This window comes from Mangrovimonas sp. ST2L15 (assembly GCF_001280515.1).
Taxonomy (GTDB): Bacteria; Bacteroidota; Bacteroidia; order Flavobacteriales; family Flavobacteriaceae; genus Mangrovimonas; species Mangrovimonas futianensis.
The window spans coordinates 32,732-48,468 of the sequence record NZ_LBIQ01000028.1; the positions used below are offsets into that span (position 1 = coordinate 32,732).

Sequence of the window (15,737 nt, forward strand, 5' to 3'; positions counted from 1 at the left end):
ACCTCTAAGATACTAAATCCTAGCGAAAAACCTTAAAAAGACCTTTTCATTTTTCACACCAACGCTCTAATATTTGCATAGGAGTTTTCCATAGCCTTTTCGGCTTCTTGTTCACTTAACCAAGAAACCTTTGTGATTCCTTCGTTCTCTTGTGGGTTAAGATGCCCTGTATAACTGGTTTTCATCTCAAACCAATGCGTCACTTTAATACGGTTCCTTCCATTTCTTTTAAAAATATGGTAAGTAATTTGAAGCGGCTTTATAATTTCAAGGCCCAACACGCCCGTTTCTTCTTCAACTTCACGTGTCGCCGTTTCTTCAATGGATTCCTTCTTTTCTGCCTTTCCTTTGGGCAAATCCCATTTATCATTGCGATAAATAAATAATACTTCCCCACTTTCATTGTACACTTTGCCACCTCCTGCTATAACGTTTGGCAACTTTTTAAGAAACTTCTTCAGTAATTTATCCTTATTCTTATGAATCAAACGCACCTCCTTTAAAGATGTCTTGTTTAATTCCCTAATCACTTTATTGACATTTACCGAATTAAGCAAATAGTTTTTAAAGTCTGTTTCCTTTTCAACTTTAGTTGTCAAAACTATAGGCTTATCGTTTACAAAAACCTTATACATATGCGGGGTTTTGAATCCTATCTTTTGTAAAAGTATTAATTTTTAAATCATAGCAAACAGAAACCTATATTAATTCTAAATCTTATCAAGACCAGAATATTATTTTAAAAAAAGTGTATTTTTGTTGACATGATTTTCAACAAACACACCGCAAGAAAAACTGCAGAAGTTTTATTGCAAGTCAACGCTATTAAACTACAACCCAAGAATCCCTTTACTTGGGCATCAGGCTGGAACTCACCTATTTATTGTGATAACCGCATCGTTTTGTCATATCCTCCAATTAGGAACTACATCAGGGAAACCATGGCTAAACAAATTGAAAAACAATTTGGAAAACCAGATGTCATTGCTGGAGTTGCTACGGGAGCCATTGGTATAGGTATGTTGGTTGCAGAATATATGGGCCTACCTTTCATCTATGTAAGACCAGAGGCTAAAAAGCATGGGCGCCAAAATCAAATTGAAGGTCATGCAGAAGGTGGTGCTAATGTGGTGGTGGTTGAAGATTTGATTAGCACAGGAATGAGCAGCTTAAATGCAGTTAAAGCCTTAAGAGACGCCCACTTGAATGTTAAAGGAATGATTGCCATTTTTTCATATGGCTTTGACATTTCCAAAAAGAATTTTGAAAAGGAACAAGTGACGCTTAGCACTCTAGGAGACTATGAAACCTTACTAGAGCAAGCACTTGACACTAATTACATCTCTCAAAAAGACCTGACAACTTTGTCAGATTGGAATGCTAATCCAAGTGAATGGAACGCTAATTGATTAAAGCATTTCTAAACAACAAAAAATGAACTTAGAATCACCCAAAGTAAGCATAGACAAATCACCTCAGGAGGTATTTGATTTTTTATCAAAAATTGAAAATTTCGAAAAATTAATGCCTGAAAGCATTAGCAAGTTTGAAGTTCTTAATGAAGATACGTTTCTCTTTGCCTTAAAAGGCATGCCAGAAATCACACTCCAAAAAAAGCAGCTGAACGCCCCTAACCAAATCGTTTTAGGAGCCGGAGGAGGAAAAATTGATTTCACTTTAACTGGAAACATTGAAGAAACTGGTGTTAATCAAAGTGAATTGCAATTGGTTTTCAATGGCTCATTTAACCCCATGATGGCCATGATGATTAAAGGTCCTATCACGAAATTTATAGAAACTTTGGCCACCAATATCCCAAAAGCTATTTAATAAAGCAATTTAATTTCTTTAACCTCATACCCCTTAATCTTCTCATCTTCCAAGAGAACCTGAAGATTACCATCAGGACTTACAGAAGTAATGATACCCGTAAATATTGAACCTTCAGCATCTTGAAATGTTGAAGGTTTATTTTTTCTAAACAAATAAGAATGGTATTCATCATACACTTGTTCATACTCACCGGCTTCTAATTTTTGAAAATAGTACTTTAACTCATCCAAAATCAAATAAAGTATTTCATCCAAATCAAATAGCTTACCCGTTCTAACCAATAAAGAGGATGCTTGCGGTAAATCTTGAAAATCTGATTGGTTGACATTGAGTCCAACTCCAATAATTGTAGCTTTGAGCTTACCTTGCTTTATGATATTTTCAATTAAAATTCCACAAATTTTCTTATTCTCTGACAAAATGTCGTTAGGCCATTTAATAGCCAATTGGGGAATATTTAACTTTTCTAGCGCTCGTCTGACACTTAAAGAAGAAACCATACTTAGATAAAAACTGAGCTCAATTGATAGAAATGAAATATCCTTAACGGAGCTAAACATAAGGTTTTTAGACGATTCCGAGGCCCAAATACTTCCCATCTGTCCTTTTCCCTTGGTTTGAAATTCAGCAACCACCGTTGTAAAATCTTCAAGAAGACTGTCACTACTTAACTGCCTTAAAAAGGTGTTTGTTGATTCAGTGGCATTAAGTTTGATTATACGCATATAATTTGGTTATCTTAGTACTGAAATTTCTTATGAAAAATTTAAAGTATAAAGAACTAAAAAATAATAACTTTGCACAAATTAAAACATATTAATGGCGAAAAAGGAATCTAATGCTGATCTACTGATAGCAACTATTTTAAGTGGAATTGAAGATGTCAAGGGGAAAGAAATCAATATTTTAGATTTACGGGAGATTGAAAACACAGTTTGCGACTACTTTATCATTTGTGAGGGGACTTCGAATACGCAAGTAAGTGCCATTGTAAACTCAATCCAGAAAAAAGTTAGTAAAGAATTAAAAGACAAACCATGGCACGTGGAAGGCATGGATAATGCTGAATGGGTTTTAATGGATTATGTCAACGTGGTTGTACATGTTTTCCAAAAACACGTTAGGGAGTATTATGACATAGAAAGCCTTTGGGGTGATGCGAAAACAACAATTATCGAAACGAATTATTAAAGAAATTAATGGCAGCTAACAAAAATAATCCTAAGAATAAAAAACCAAAATTCAGTCCTTATTGGATTTATGGAATCCTGATAGCTATGTTTATCGGGCTTCAACTTTTTAGTGGCGGCGGCTTACAAGATGCTAGCACTACAACGCCTTCACAATTTATTCAATATCTTAAGGATGGTGATGTTCAAAAGGTAGAGATAGTTAATAAACGTGAAGCAAAGGTTTACTTAACTACCGAAGCTGAATCAAAAGAAATACATAAAAATTCAAAACCTACATCTTTACTACCTTCAGCCACTAAATTACCGAACTACAAGTTTGAATTTGGAGATTTAGCAAATTTTGAGGATCAAATTAATGATGTCATAAAAAATGAAAACCTGGACCCAGCGCCAAAAGTTGTTTACAAAACAGAACAAAATGTTTGGGGCGACTTCTTAATCAGCATGCTTCCCTTCATATTATTAATAGGTGTTTGGATTTTTATCATGAGAAGAATGTCTGCTGGGAGCGGTGGTGGTGCTGGAGGGCAAATTTTCAATATTGGAAAGTCGAAAGCCAAATTATTTGACGAAAACACAGAGGTGAAAGTTTCTTTTAAAGACGTTGCCGGACTAGAAGGAGCTAAAGAAGAAGTTCAGGAAATCGTTGACTTCTTAAAGAACCCAGAAAAATACACTTCTTTAGGAGGAAAGATTCCAAAAGGAGCCTTATTAGTAGGTTCTCCTGGAACAGGTAAAACATTGTTGGCTAAAGCCGTTGCGGGAGAAGCCCAAGTACCATTTTTCTCTCTTTCAGGATCTGATTTTGTGGAAATGTTTGTAGGTGTTGGTGCCTCAAGAGTAAGAGACTTATTTAAACAAGCTAAAGAAAAATCTCCATCCATAATCTTTATTGATGAAATTGACGCCATAGGTAGAGCGAGAGGGAAAAACAATTTTTCAGGTTCTAATGATGAGCGCGAAAACACATTAAACCAATTGTTGACAGAAATGGACGGTTTTGGGACTAATACCAATGTAATTGTATTGGCGGCAACCAACCGAGCTGATATTCTTGACAAGGCTTTAATGCGTGCAGGTAGATTTGACAGACAAATTTTTGTTGATCTTCCAGATGTGAGAGAGCGTAAAGAAATATTTGAGGTTCATTTAAGACCTCTTAAAAAAGATAAGGATTTAGATCTTGACTTTTTATCAAAACAAACTCCAGGATTCTCTGGTGCAGATATTGCCAATGTTTGTAACGAAGCTGCTTTAATTGCCGCTAGAAAAGGAAAAAAGAGCGTTGGGAAGCAAGATTTCCTTGATGCTGTAGATAGAATTATTGGAGGTCTTGAGAAGAAAAATAAAATCATAACTCCTGAAGAGAAAAAAGCCATTGCTTTTCACGAAGCTGGACATGCCACTGTGAGTTGGATGTTGGAGCATGCTGCTCCACTAGTTAAAGTTACAATCGTTCCAAGAGGAAGATCTTTAGGTGCCGCTTGGTACCTGCCAGAAGAACGACTCATTGTAAGGCCAGAGCAAATGCTTGATGAAATGTGTGCTGCCATGGGTGGTCGTGCTGCTGAAAAGGTTATTTTTGATAAAATCTCAACAGGAGCTCTAAGTGATTTGGAAAAGGTAACCAAACAAGCAAGAGCTATGGTAACCATTTATGGCCTGAGTGATAAAGTTGGAAATTTAACCTATTACGATTCCAGCGGACAAAACGACTATGGTTTTACCAAGCCTTATAGTGAAAAAACGGCGGAGTTAATTGATAAAGAAATTTCTGATATCGTTGAAGAACAATACCAAAGAGCCATCAATTTATTAACCCAACACAAAGATAAGTTGACCGAATTGGCTGAAGTTCTTCTAGAAAAAGAAGTTATTTTCAAGGACAATCTAGAGAAAATTTTCGGTAAGCGTCCCTTTGCAAAAGAGGAAGAGCTAACAGAAATGGATAACTTGGAAGACAACAATAAACCTATTGAGGTTAATGAAGAAAAGTAATTCTCGAAAAGTCTTTTATATTTGTTAACCTTATTCAAAAATCTTAATTTAACGATAACGTTAGGTTAAGATTTTTTATATTTGAAAAAAGCCGCGAAAACCAGATTTTAATAGCAAAGAAACTAAATGAGTCTATTTAGAAAACTTTTTGGTTCCAAAACAGATCATTCGGAAGAAGAAATTAAGTCGAATGAACGAAGCAAATACATGCCAGAAGTTAAGTTGCCAGTAGACGAAAGATTTACCATAAATTTCAAGCGAAATGGAGGCAAATTTTTGTACTGCGAAGACTTGAATGAAATCTTTGATGCATTAGAAAACATCATTCATGAAAACCAATGGATGAACAAACAGGTTATGGTTATTGACAATAACCTCAAAGATACTTTCAAGAACTTTGAGGTTAAAATGACAACATCAGCTCAAGATTCAGAATTCTTCTTGACTACCTGTGAAAATCTAATCGCAGATGATGGTTCCTTACTAATTTCGTCCAATCAAATCGCTGAAAAAAAATTAGGCGAGTTCCCTGATCACTTTGTTGTTTTCGCTACAACTAGTCAGATCGTTGAAAGCATAAGTGAAGGACTGAGGGGAATCAAATCAAAAAATAAGAGACAGATTCCAACTAACATTACCACTATTAAACATTTCAAGGCCACTTCTTCTGAAGAAGATTTTATGACCTACGGAAGCCATTCTAAGGATCTATACCTCCTACTCCTAGAAGACCTTTAATATGAAAGAAGTTCTCATCAGATCATTTTCTGGATTATTATACATATCCTTACTCATTTGTTCTATGTTTTTTGAACATGCGTTGGTTATTGTATTTTTTATTTTTGGACTTATTTGTATGGCTGAGTTTAGAAAACTAATCCATTACAAATCCTATGTGCCCTTTATTACCTTTTCAATCTTATATCTGATCTTCGGATTTTGGCCGTTTGTTATGAAAACAGATTCGGGCCTAAAGGAGGCCACACAAATACTTCATGTCATTACTATTTTTGTCCAATTATTTTTGATAAAAGATTTATTCACTCACAAGAATATACCTCTTTTCATTTCTAAGCGGGTTATACTTACCACATTTTACTTATCCAGTGGATTTGTATTTATGATTCTTATTTCAAAGTTTAAGGAAGTCTATAATCCTTATGTCCTCTTAGGATGTTTTATATTGGTTTGGACCAACGATACGTTTGCTTATTTAGTCGGGAAAAACTTTGGAAAACAGAAGTTATTTGAGAAAGTATCTCCAAAGAAGACAGTTGAAGGCTTTTTAGGAGGTTTGTTTTTTTCCTGTGTGGCAAGTTATTTTATTGCTACCTTTACAGATACTTTTAGCTTTACCAAATGGCTATCCTTAGGTATAATTATAGCGGTTTTTGGTACGTTAGGAGACTTAATAGAATCTAAGTTTAAAAGACAGGCAAAAGTAAAGGACAGTGGAGTTATTATGCCTGGTCATGGAGGGTTATTAGACCGATTGGACAGTATGATTTTTGCATCACCTTATATCTTTTTGTTTTTACAATTATTTAAATATGTTTCATAAAGAAGGACATAAAATTATTTTAGGGACTTTCATTTTAATTATTGCCCTAACCATCCTTGTAGAATTTACCATTTCATTATCATGGCTTCGTGTTTTATTGGAAATCGCACTTTTGGTGTTTTTTGTCCTCATCCTTCAGTTTTTTAGAAATCCAAAAAGGATTTTTGCCGCCAATGAAGCTCAAGTTTTAAGTTGTGTAGACGGTAAGGTAGTTGTCATTGAGGAAGTATTTGAAAAAGAATATTTCAAGGACCAAAGACTTCAAGTCAGTGTTTTTATGTCACCTGTCAACGTGCATGTTACTAGATATCCTATTACAGGAAAAGTACTGTTTAGCAAATACCATCCAGGAAAATATTTAGTGGCCTGGCATCCTAAAGCCAGTGAAGAAAATGAACGCACAACGGTTGTTGTTGAGAACCCAACTTTTGGGCCGATACTGTATCGACAAATAGCCGGCGCCTTAGCAAAGCGCATTGTAAATTACGCTGAAGAAGGACAAGAAGTTCTACAAAGTACAGATTCTGGATTTATCAAATTTGGGTCAAGAGTAGATTTATTTTTACCTTTAGATAGCAATATCAAGGTTGCTTTAAACGAGGTAGTCAAAGGAGGCATTACGGTTATTGCAGAAAAATAATGACTGCAGAGGATTTAGATAAAACATTTCAAGATGCCGTAGAACGCATTAACAAACACAAGGAACCATTCCCAGCAGATTTCCTATTACGCCTTTATGCCTATTACAAAAAGGCCACCAATGACTATGGTCGCCCTAACAGTAAAAAGCAAATAATAAATGCTTTTAAAACAAATGCCCTATTTCAAGTTCAAAATGTTTCTCCTGACGAAGCGAAAAGAAAATATATTGAACTTGTAAATAACTACTTCCTTTATAGAAAGTAATCTTCTCCAATAAAATTCTATTTCAACAAAAATCCTAAAGGTCTGCCCGTAGCACCACTAGGAAAACTTACTCCCAACAATGAAGAGATTGTTGAAGCAATATCAGGAATTACAGTACGCTTAAACGTATGACCTTGTTTAATTCCTTTTCCATAAAATAATAGAGGTACATGCGTATCATAATTAAATCCAGAACCATGAGTAGATCCAGTTCTGCCGTAAGAAATGAAGGCTGGGTCTTGCACCACTAGAACGTCTCCCGATCTTTTTTGGTTAAATCCGTTTTCCAACAATTCCTCAACACCCGTTGTAAAAGAGGTTGAAGCCATTGTTTTTGCAGTGTAAGCCTTATATACATTATCATAGGATAAAAGCTCATCTACAATGGCATCTTGAACATCATCCAAATCCAATCCCAACTCCTTTATTTTCTCTCTATTTAGAAAGACCTGATTATTGCTAATATTTTCAACCAAATCGTCATGCCCAAAATCCTTCTTCATAAACGCATCAAATTTCTTTTTGGAATCTGAATTATTCAAATAACCAGAAGGTATTTTCACACTGTGTAAATATGCAGGCACCTCAACAGCTCCATGATCTGCAGTTAAAAAAACTGTGTATTCTCCTTCACCTACCTTATCATCCAATGCCTTAAACAAGCGCGCTAAATCGAAATCTAGTCTAATGTACGTATCTTCAATTTCTTTTGAATTAACTCCAAAATTATGCCCTACATAATCGGTACTTGAAAAACTAACTGTAAGCACATCTGTTATTTTGTCCTGTCCCAATTGTTCTCCATCCAATGCTGCGATAGCAAAATCGGCAGTCATACTATTACCGTATGGTGTTGTTTTTAAAATATCAAAATATCCGTTTTTCTCTTTTAAGGCATTTAAATCATAAGGAAAGGTTGCAGTTTCTTTTCCTTTAAACCCGCCTTCAAATTCATTTAAATCCAAACCGCTCTCCACATACGTATCAATATTGTAGTAGGTATCCCAAGTTTTCATATAGGAAGCTGAGTTCCCTGATTTATTAAAATCAATCACCCATTGAGGCAATTCCTTCATATAAAAAGAACTTGTTATCCAACGCCCCTCATCACTTCCATGAAACCAATAGGCGGCATTAGCAGTATGACCTGCTGGTAAAATAGCTCCCCTATCCTTTAATGCAACCCCTATCGTTTTCCCTTTAAATTGGGTAAACATTCTGTTTTCATCTCCAAAGGTAGTTGTCATTAATCTGTGAGGTGACATTTTTCCACTAGGAGAATCCGTTCCTACAGGCGAAACGCCCTCATCTTCTGCACAGTAAATAGTTTCCTTTATTTCCTTATCATACCAGTTATTTCCAATAATTCCATGATACTTAGGCGTGGTTCCTGTATAAACTGAAGCATGCCCAGGGCCAGTATATGTGGGGATATAGTTAAAATGATTGTTTCTACAATCAAATCCTTGATTCATCAGTCTTTTAAAACCATCATTCCCATATTTGTTATAGAATCGTGTTAAATAATCATATCGCATTTGATCAACTACAATACCAACCACCAATTTTGGACGATTCCAATCACTTCCATTTTCAGTGGTAGCTTTTTTAGATTTTTGGGCAAATAAATTCGCACAACTAATAGAGATTAAAACAAATACTAAAAACTTTTTCATTCTAAGGGTATTTTAATGCCCACAAAAATAACCCATTTCGTATAGGATATGTTAAAATTAAGGTTAAAAAACATATACTTTTCTTACTTTAGCATCAACAAAAAAGTCTATGACCTACCTTCACAATATTGGTGCTTATTTTATCATGATTAAGGACATGTTCCGCAAACCAACAAGGTGGTCTGTAATGAAAGGACTTATCTTTAAGGAGATTGATGACCTAATCATCGGATCTATGGGAATCGTGGCTTTTATCTCATTTTTTGTGGGAGGGGTTGTCACCATACAAACAGCTTTAAATATTAGCAACCCATTAATTCCGAAGTATTTAGTAGGTTTCGCCACAAGACAATCCGTCATTCTAGAATTTGCCCCCACTTTTATTTCCATCATTATGGCTGGAAAAGTAGGCTCCTATATTACTTCAAGTATAGGTACCATGAGGGTGACCGAGCAAATAGATGCCTTGGAAGTCATGGGGATTAATGCGATAAACTATTTAGTCTTCCCAAAATTTGTAGCCATGATGTTTTATCCGTTTGTTATTTCCATCGCCATGTTCTTGGGAATTTTGGGTGGATTGGCTGCTTGTGTTTATGGCGGTTTTACAACTGTAGAAGATTATGTAAGAGGGGTTCAAGAGGATTTCATTCCATTTCATATGGCATATGCCTTTATCAAAACCTTTGTTTTCGCATTTTTATTAGCTACTATTCCTTCTTATTATGGCTATTTCATGAGAGGTGGCTCTTTAGAAGTTGGAAAAGCTAGTACCACAGCATTTGTTTGGACCAGTGTTGCCATTATATTATCAAACTATTTATTAACCCAAATGCTTTTAAGTTAATGATTGAAGTTAGAGACATTCATAAATCTTTTGGGGACACCGAAATTTTAAAGGGTATTTCTACCACTTTTGAAAAAGGAAAAACGAGTTTGGTTATTGGTCAAAGTGGTTCTGGAAAAACTGTATTCCTAAAATGCCTATTGGGGTTGTTCACTCCAGAAAAAGGACAAATCATCTATGACGGACAATCTTATACAGATTTAAGTCCAGACCAAAAGCGAACGCTTCGTTCGGAAATGGGTATGGTTTTTCAAGGAAGTGCCTTATTTGATTCCATGACCATTGGAGAAAACGTCATGTTCCCATTGCGTATGTTTACCAAACAGAGCATGAGTGAAATGCAGGATCGTGTGAATTTGGTTTTAAAAAGAGTTAATCTTGCTGATGCCCAAAAGAAAATGCCCAGTGAGGCATCAGGAGGAATGCAGAAACGTGTCGCCATTGCTCGCGCTATTGTAAACCAACCTAAATATTTGTTTTGTGATGAGCCCAATTCAGGGTTGGATCCTAGAACAGCTATTGTCATTGACAATTTAATTCAAGAAATAACAGACGAATATAACATTACAACCATTATCAACTCCCATGACATGAACTCAGTTATGGAAATTGGCGAAAAAATTGTATTCTTAAAAGATGGTGTAAAGGCTTGGGAAGGATCCAATGCAACCATTTTTAGAACTGAAAATGAAGCCGTAACTAATTTTGTTTATTCTTCGGAATTATTCAAAAAAGTAAGACGAATGTATCAGGAAGAGAATGAGTAAATAACTATTGATTTACAACTCTCAAACTATCCAAATCCTTGTACTGATACCTTAACCATTCTTCCAAATTCTTACGTTCCTTTTCTTTCTGGTCTGAATTCAAATTTGAATCATTCCAAGACACTGAAAAAACAGAGATTGTATCAATTTTAGAAAAATTGGTAGTTACCACATTGGAATAGGAAAGTCTCGAAATGTTCTTAAAAAGAATTTTCAATTCTTCACTCAGCTTATCCATGGGTACTTGGTTCTTTTCAAAACGGGATAATTGCTTCACACGGCTTTCTAATATGGAAACCTTTTGGGATTGCGTCAATAATTCCAATGAGTCTCTAGAACGAAGTTCCTGCATGTATTTAATATTGTCGACACCTTCAATACTTGATTGATTAATGACCAATTTAGTATTTTTCAAGGGTGCATACTCCTTCATTCTCCCCTCCAAAAGAATAATGGTCTCTTCAGAAATTTTATTTAAACCATAGGTATTGACTTCAATGGTAGAATTTTCCCCATCATTATAGTTATAGGCAACATTTCGTTTTAAATAATTAGCATATGGCAATTTTCCCACTTCGTTATCCATGAAATTTTTAGCCGCTTTATTAAAATTACTTTCTCCTAAAACAGTTACAAATGTCCACAATGCTGGAATCATAGCAATAATTGCCAATAAGGTAGCCAACTGAGCTATACGTTTTCTTTTTTTGGAATTGGCATACTTGATCATTGGGAACCTCAACACCTTAACCACGATAAAGGTTGCTAACGCAATAAAAATGGCATTAATAGTAAACAGATACATCGCCCCAAGGAAATAAGGGACATTACCAGAAGCCAAACCATAACCAGCGGTGCAAAGAGGAGGCATCAAAGCTGTTGCAATAGCTACCCCAAAGATAACTGAGGCTATTGTTCCCTTTTTTGTTCGGGCAATGATAAGAGCCAAACCACCAAAAAAAGCAATTAATACATCACGAATATCTGGTTTGGTTCTTCCCAATAATTCAGAATTATCCTCACTTAAAGGAAAGAAATAGAAAAACAGAAAGGCCGTCAATAAACTAAGACCTATCATAATGGCTAAATTCACCAAGGAGCGCCTTAAGGTATCAATATCATTAATGGCAATGGACATTCCTATTCCTAAAATAGGACCCATCAGCGGAGATATTAACATGGCTCCAATAACTACTGCAGTCGAGTCTGCATTCAGACCAATGGAGGCCACAAAAATAGAACAGACTAGAATCCAAGAAGTAGCTCCTTTAAAGGAAATATCACTTACTACTGCCTGTAAGGTAGCATCTCTATCTGTATCTTCTCTAAAGTCTAAAAGCTCCTTTAAAAACTTCTTAATACTCCTAAATAAACCTTGGGCATCCTGTTTGACCTCTTCTTTGGTTTCTTCAATTTTTTGAGCACCCTTTTCAGCCTCTTCCGAAAAATTAAATTTATTTTCTGTCATAGTTTAGTTTAGCCATAGTGCTCACCAAATTTCTGTTTCACTTGTTGAAGCACCTTTTTGATATCTTGTTCCTTTTCTTTTGGAAAGATAAGCAAAACTTCTTCTTTATCAACAATGATATAATCACTTAGACCATCTACTACAACTATTTTATTTTTAGGGGAGCGAATCATATTTCCAGAAGCATCAACACTTAAAGTCTTCGCATTTACAACTGCATTTTGGTCTTCATCCTTATCCAATTTATCGTAAAGGCTTCCCCAGGTTCCCAAATCATTCCAATCAAAAGTAGCTGGAATGACATAAACGTTTTGACTCTTCTCCATAATGGCATAATCAACCGAAATATTTTCTGCCAGAGGATAATTATCAGCTATAAACTTATCCTCTTCTTCCGTATTATAGGCCTCCATCCCCTTATTGAAATGATCATACAAATTGGGCTGGTTGTTTTGGAAAGCTGCTAAAACCGATTTAGCGCTCCACATAAAAATACCGGCATTCCATAAAAAATTTCCTTGAGCTAAAAATTGCTTAGCTGTTTCATAATCAGGTTTCTCCCTAAATTGAGATACGGGCTTGATAGTATCACTACTGGATTTATCAAACTCAATATAACCGTAACCTGTATTTGGAAACGTAGGTTGAATACCCAAGGTCATCAAAGCATCGTGTTCCTGACAAAATTGAAAAGCCTGATCCACATTTTGAACAAAAGCTTCTTCATCTTCGATCCAATGGTCACTAGGAGCAACAATCATAACAGCATCGGGATTTTCCTTTTGGATTTTCATGGAGGCATACAGAATACATGGTGCCGTATTTCTCATGGCTGGCTCCAGAACAACTTGTCTTTGGTTTACTTCAGGTAACTGTTCCAACACCAAATCGTTATATCTCTCATTGGTCAATATGTAAATATTCTGTGCCGGGATTAGTTTAGATAATCTATGAAAAGTTTTTTGAATAAGAGTTTCTCCCGTCCCTAGCATATCATGGAACTGTTTGGGAAATTGAGAGGTGCTAACTGGCCAAAATCTTGATCCTACACCTCCAGCCATCAATATGGCATAATAATTCTCTTTCATATCTTTAAACTATTTATTTTTTACTAATTCAATTTCTGCATTGGGATTGAACAAATATACTTTTCCTGTAGCTATTTCTATACATTCAATACGCTTTGTGCGTTGACTCCCCTTTTTAAATACCCTTCCATTATACAACCTAAAGATACTTCCTGTTGGGACTTCAAAAACAAAGTGCTTCCCATTTGGAGGGTCATACTGTTTTAAAGCCAGAGCCAACTGCGTATCGGTATCACTACTAGCTTTCGGATTTCGAAAATGCTTTGCTAACAATGGCAACAGTTCTTCAGGAAAAATGTTTGGATTAATAAACGGTAACATCAACCTCTGAAAAGTATACTTCCATTCCTTCCCATGTGGCTTAATGTTTCTTCCAAACTGGGAAAAAGCTTCAAAATGGGCAATTTCATGAATTAAGGTGATCAAAAAACGATAAGGGTTTAGATTACCATTGATGGTTATTTGATGTTGACCATTGATCAATCTTCTGTAATCTCCATGCCTTGTCTTTCTCTCTCTTTTCACCTTGACCTCTAAATGGTCATGATCCAATAATTCTTGAACTTGGGCAACAGCCGCATTCGGAATGAATTCATTCAATTTTTGTTGCATCCTGCAAACTTAATCGATTTTCCATTAATTTGATAGGTCTTCATTAACTATGATGATTGAAGTCTAAGAATTAACCATAATTTCACATAAGAGCAGGTCATTTATGTGAAACTAAAAACTTTAAATCTAAACTTCTTTTTTCCCTAATTTTATATCAACAGATATTTCAAAATGAAACAAAGACTACTTAATCTGGCTTTAATACTGACTTCTCTTTTGGGATACCTTGAATGGGGTCAAGATCAATCGGTTTTTCTTTTTCAAGCTGAATTAGATCTTTTAATCAAATTATTTAATGACCCAGGTTCGATACTTCATCCTTTGACCCTACTTCCTCTATTGGGGCAACTGATTTTATTTTTCACTCTATTTCAATCTAAACCTAGCAAAATACCAAGCTTTATTGGAATAGGATGTTTGGGCAGTTTGTTCTTATTTATTCTAATTGCAGGAATTCTGGGACCCAACCTAAAAGTCATACTATGTACGCTTCCTTTTTTATCGACAGCCGTCTATTCTATTTGGAATCTTAAAAACAAGAAAACCTAAAAAAGTAATCCCTATATTTAACTTCATGGACGCCTATCAAGAAACATTTGAAACTTGGAATCAAATAGCCAAAATTTATGAGGAAAAATTTATGGATTTATCATTGTATAATGATTCATACGATGCGTTTTCAAACAAATTGCCTCCTTTGGCCAAGGTTCTTGATGTTGGTTGTGGCCCTGGAAACATTTCCAAATACTTACTAAACAAAAAACCTAATTTAGAAATATTAGGGATTGACATTTCACAAAACATGGTGGATTTGGCAAATAAGAACCTGCCAAAAGCTAAATTTCAAGTGATGGACTTCAGAAACCTGAACAAACTTAATATGAAGTTTCAGGGTATCATTTGTGGATTTGGCTTACCCTACCTTCCACTGGAAGAAATAGATGATTTCTTCCAACAATGCTATGATCTGTTATCTGAAGAAGGTATCCTTTACATCAGTTTTGTTCCTGGAAATACAAAGAATTCAGGTTTTATTACTGGTATGAATGGTTTGCGTGTTTATTTTAATTACCACGATTCCAATCGGATTAATGAAATTTTAAAGAAAAATTTATTCCAGCATATCCAGACCATGGAAGTTCCTTTCAATAAAAAAGATGGCAGCAAGGAAATTCACCAAATTCTAATTGCTACAAAATACATCCATCACCCAAAGAGATCATGAGCAAAAGTCCATTACCCATTTTAAGGACTAAAAGGTTACTATTGAGAGCGCTCAAGTCTGAAGATTGGGAAATGATTTCATTTCTAAGATCAGACCCAAAAATCAATGAATTTGTTGACAGACCAAAAGCAGAAACCAAAGAAGCTGCACTGGCCTTTATAAATAAAATTATTAACCCTGTGGATGGACCTCCAGCTCAATATTGGGGAATCTGCCTCCAACCTGAGGATAGTATCATCGGCACTGTTTGTTTATGGAATTTTTCAGAGGATAGAACCCAAGCAGAACTTGGTTATGATTTAAATTATGAGTTCCAAGGTAAAGGTTATATGAATGAGTGTTTAAATGAGATTCTGCGATATGGATTTCAAGATTTAAATTTAAAGGAAATTTCTGCCATGACCCATTATAACAATGCCGCTTCTATCAAAGTACTTGAACGTTTGGGCTTTTTGAAGGAAGCAAATTCTTTTGAAGAGGATCCAAATCTTCTTATTTTTAGAAAATCCAATCAAAACGCCCAATAGTTGGAAACTTGTAAACATGGAAAAGGTTCAAATGAA

19 protein-coding genes are annotated in these 15,737 nt (G+C 35.3%); 13 read left to right on the forward strand and 6 right to left on the reverse strand.

All coding sequences use genetic code 11. The features are described 5' to 3' along the window. Positions 1-53: 53 nt before the first annotated feature. Entirely contained in the window at positions 54-635 is a 582-nt protein-coding gene (locus ZA07_RS02535) for an NUDIX hydrolase (protein ID WP_053970163.1), read from the reverse strand. A gap of 129 nt (positions 636-764) precedes the next feature. Between ZA07_RS02535 and pyrE the strand changes: the two genes are divergently transcribed. Both pyrE and ZA07_RS02545 read left to right on the forward strand, forming a co-directional pair. After that, positions 765-1,409: an orotate phosphoribosyltransferase gene (gene pyrE / locus ZA07_RS02540; protein ID WP_053970164.1), complete on the forward strand. Its 645-nt coding sequence runs from the start codon at positions 765-767 to the stop codon at positions 1,407-1,409. 25 nt (positions 1,410-1,434) lie between these two features. Beyond that, the gene (locus ZA07_RS02545) at positions 1,435-1,830 is read left to right on the forward strand and encodes an orotate phosphoribosyltransferase (RefSeq protein WP_053970165.1); all 396 of its coding nucleotides are present in this window, start codon (positions 1,435-1,437) and stop codon (positions 1,828-1,830) included. On the opposite strand, the gene ZA07_RS02550 is transcribed toward ZA07_RS02545, so the two are convergent. Further along, the gene (locus ZA07_RS02550) at positions 1,827-2,558 is read right to left on the reverse strand and encodes a biotin--[acetyl-CoA-carboxylase] ligase (protein ID WP_053970166.1); all 732 of its coding nucleotides are present in this window, start codon (positions 2,556-2,558) and stop codon (positions 1,827-1,829) included. The genes ZA07_RS02545 and ZA07_RS02550 overlap by 4 nt on opposite strands. A gap of 94 nt (positions 2,559-2,652) precedes the next feature. On the opposite strand from ZA07_RS02550, the gene rsfS reads away from it, so the two are divergent. From rsfS to ZA07_RS02580, 6 genes are all read left to right on the forward strand, one after another. Further along, positions 2,653-3,024 carry a ribosome silencing factor gene (gene rsfS / locus ZA07_RS02555; RefSeq protein WP_053970167.1) on the forward strand — a complete coding sequence of 124 codons (372 nt, stop codon included), beginning with the start codon at positions 2,653-2,655 and terminating at the stop codon, positions 3,022-3,024. An 8-nt stretch (positions 3,025-3,032) separates the two neighbouring features. Further along, positions 3,033-5,024, forward strand: coding sequence for an ATP-dependent zinc metalloprotease FtsH (ftsH, locus tag ZA07_RS02560; protein WP_053970168.1), 1,992 nt, complete (start codon positions 3,033-3,035; stop codon positions 5,022-5,024). Between the two features lie 126 nt (positions 5,025-5,150). Then, complete coding sequence (locus tag ZA07_RS02565; protein ID WP_053970169.1) at positions 5,151-5,762, forward strand: LUD domain-containing protein; 612 nt, start codon at positions 5,151-5,153, stop codon at positions 5,760-5,762. A 1-nt stretch (position 5,763) separates the two neighbouring features. After that, complete coding sequence (locus ZA07_RS02570; RefSeq protein ID WP_053970170.1) at positions 5,764-6,585, forward strand: phosphatidate cytidylyltransferase; 822 nt, start codon at positions 5,764-5,766, stop codon at positions 6,583-6,585. Further along, positions 6,575-7,225 carry a phosphatidylserine decarboxylase family protein gene (locus ZA07_RS02575; RefSeq protein WP_053970171.1) on the forward strand — a complete coding sequence of 217 codons (651 nt, stop codon included), beginning with the start codon at positions 6,575-6,577 and terminating at the stop codon, positions 7,223-7,225. The genes ZA07_RS02570 and ZA07_RS02575 overlap by 11 nt, the downstream gene beginning before the upstream one ends. Further along, on the forward strand, positions 7,225-7,491 hold the full coding sequence (locus tag ZA07_RS02580) for an acyl-CoA-binding protein (RefSeq protein WP_053970172.1): 267 nt from the start codon (positions 7,225-7,227) through the stop codon (positions 7,489-7,491). The genes ZA07_RS02575 and ZA07_RS02580 overlap by 1 nt, the downstream gene beginning before the upstream one ends. Positions 7,492-7,508: 17 nt before the next feature. Here ZA07_RS02580 and pafA read toward each other — a convergent pair whose 3' ends face one another. Next, entirely contained in the window at positions 7,509-9,167 is a 1,659-nt protein-coding gene (gene pafA, locus ZA07_RS02585; RefSeq protein ID WP_053970173.1) for an alkaline phosphatase PafA, read from the reverse strand. 109 nt (positions 9,168-9,276) lie between these two features. Here pafA and ZA07_RS02590 point away from each other — a divergent pair, with 109 nt between their 5' ends. Further along, complete coding sequence (locus tag ZA07_RS02590) at positions 9,277-10,014, forward strand: ABC transporter permease (RefSeq protein WP_053970174.1); 738 nt, start codon at positions 9,277-9,279, stop codon at positions 10,012-10,014. Next, positions 10,014-10,781, forward strand: a complete 768-nt coding sequence (locus tag ZA07_RS02595; RefSeq protein ID WP_053970175.1) for an ABC transporter ATP-binding protein — start codon at positions 10,014-10,016, stop codon at positions 10,779-10,781. Before ZA07_RS02590 ends, ZA07_RS02595 begins: the two co-directional genes overlap by 1 nt. 4 nt (positions 10,782-10,785) lie before the next feature. Here the strand turns inward: ZA07_RS02595 and ZA07_RS02600 are convergent, their stop codons facing one another. From ZA07_RS02600 to ZA07_RS02610, 3 genes are read right to left on the reverse strand one after another with little or no spacing between them, the layout of a single operon-like run. Then, complete coding sequence (locus tag ZA07_RS02600) at positions 10,786-12,249, reverse strand: DUF389 domain-containing protein (protein ID WP_053970176.1); 1,464 nt, start codon at positions 12,247-12,249, stop codon at positions 10,786-10,788. An 8-nt stretch (positions 12,250-12,257) separates the two neighbouring features. Then, the gene (locus tag ZA07_RS02605) at positions 12,258-13,337 is read right to left on the reverse strand and encodes a mannose-1-phosphate guanylyltransferase (protein WP_053970177.1); all 1,080 of its coding nucleotides are present in this window, start codon (positions 13,335-13,337) and stop codon (positions 12,258-12,260) included. Between the two features lie 9 nt (positions 13,338-13,346). After that, the gene (locus tag ZA07_RS02610; RefSeq protein ID WP_053970178.1) at positions 13,347-13,949 is read right to left on the reverse strand and encodes a SprT-like domain-containing protein; all 603 of its coding nucleotides are present in this window, start codon (positions 13,947-13,949) and stop codon (positions 13,347-13,349) included. A 171-nt stretch (positions 13,950-14,120) separates the two neighbouring features. Here ZA07_RS02610 and ZA07_RS02615 point away from each other — a divergent pair, with 171 nt between their 5' ends. Genes ZA07_RS02615 through ZA07_RS02625 form a run of 3 tightly spaced genes read left to right on the forward strand, consistent with a single transcriptional unit; the run spans position 14,121 to position 15,701 of the window. Further along, entirely contained in the window at positions 14,121-14,498 is a 378-nt protein-coding gene (locus ZA07_RS02615; protein WP_053970179.1) for a hypothetical protein, read from the forward strand. 25 nt (positions 14,499-14,523) lie between these two features. After that, the gene (locus ZA07_RS02620; RefSeq protein WP_053970180.1) at positions 14,524-15,174 is read left to right on the forward strand and encodes a class I SAM-dependent methyltransferase; all 651 of its coding nucleotides are present in this window, start codon (positions 14,524-14,526) and stop codon (positions 15,172-15,174) included. After that, a complete protein-coding gene (locus ZA07_RS02625; protein WP_082316495.1) occupies positions 15,171-15,701 on the forward strand; it encodes a GNAT family N-acetyltransferase in 531 nt (176 codons plus the stop codon). The genes ZA07_RS02620 and ZA07_RS02625 overlap by 4 nt, the downstream gene beginning before the upstream one ends. Positions 15,702-15,737: the final 36 nt, after the last annotated feature.

What these genes read in the sequence shown, in the direction of transcription:
- ZA07_RS02575 (WP_053970171.1), top strand. Translation starts at nt 6,575, where the DNA reads ATGTTTCATAAAGAAGGACATAAAATTATTTTAGGGACTTTCATTTTA.
- ZA07_RS02535 (WP_053970163.1), bottom strand. Translation starts at nt 635, where the DNA reads ATGTATAAGGTTTTTGTAAACGATAAGCCTATAGTTTTGACAACTAAA.
- ZA07_RS02615 (WP_053970179.1), top strand. Translation starts at nt 14,121, where the DNA reads ATGAAACAAAGACTACTTAATCTGGCTTTAATACTGACTTCTCTTTTG.
- ZA07_RS02600 (WP_053970176.1), bottom strand. Translation starts at nt 12,249, where the DNA reads ATGACAGAAAATAAATTTAATTTTTCGGAAGAGGCTGAAAAGGGTGCT.
- ZA07_RS02550 (WP_053970166.1), bottom strand. Translation starts at nt 2,558, where the DNA reads ATGCGTATAATCAAACTTAATGCCACTGAATCAACAAACACCTTTTTA.
- ZA07_RS02625 (WP_082316495.1), top strand. Translation starts at nt 15,171, where the DNA reads ATGAGCAAAAGTCCATTACCCATTTTAAGGACTAAAAGGTTACTATTG.
- ZA07_RS02565 (WP_053970169.1), top strand. Translation starts at nt 5,151, where the DNA reads ATGAGTCTATTTAGAAAACTTTTTGGTTCCAAAACAGATCATTCGGAA.
- pafA (WP_053970173.1), bottom strand. Translation starts at nt 9,167, where the DNA reads ATGAAAAAGTTTTTAGTATTTGTTTTAATCTCTATTAGTTGTGCGAAT.
- ZA07_RS02570 (WP_053970170.1), top strand. Translation starts at nt 5,764, where the DNA reads ATGAAAGAAGTTCTCATCAGATCATTTTCTGGATTATTATACATATCC.
- ZA07_RS02595 (WP_053970175.1), top strand. Translation starts at nt 10,014, where the DNA reads ATGATTGAAGTTAGAGACATTCATAAATCTTTTGGGGACACCGAAATT.
- ftsH (WP_053970168.1), top strand. Translation starts at nt 3,033, where the DNA reads ATGGCAGCTAACAAAAATAATCCTAAGAATAAAAAACCAAAATTCAGT.
- ZA07_RS02620 (WP_053970180.1), top strand. Translation starts at nt 14,524, where the DNA reads ATGGACGCCTATCAAGAAACATTTGAAACTTGGAATCAAATAGCCAAA.
- rsfS (WP_053970167.1), top strand. Translation starts at nt 2,653, where the DNA reads ATGGCGAAAAAGGAATCTAATGCTGATCTACTGATAGCAACTATTTTA.
- ZA07_RS02610 (WP_053970178.1), bottom strand. Translation starts at nt 13,949, where the DNA reads ATGCAACAAAAATTGAATGAATTCATTCCGAATGCGGCTGTTGCCCAA.
- ZA07_RS02580 (WP_053970172.1), top strand. Translation starts at nt 7,225, where the DNA reads ATGACTGCAGAGGATTTAGATAAAACATTTCAAGATGCCGTAGAACGC.
- ZA07_RS02545 (WP_053970165.1), top strand. Translation starts at nt 1,435, where the DNA reads ATGAACTTAGAATCACCCAAAGTAAGCATAGACAAATCACCTCAGGAG.
- pyrE (WP_053970164.1), top strand. Translation starts at nt 765, where the DNA reads ATGATTTTCAACAAACACACCGCAAGAAAAACTGCAGAAGTTTTATTG.
- ZA07_RS02605 (WP_053970177.1), bottom strand. Translation starts at nt 13,337, where the DNA reads ATGAAAGAGAATTATTATGCCATATTGATGGCTGGAGGTGTAGGATCA.
- ZA07_RS02590 (WP_053970174.1), top strand. Translation starts at nt 9,277, where the DNA reads ATGACCTACCTTCACAATATTGGTGCTTATTTTATCATGATTAAGGAC.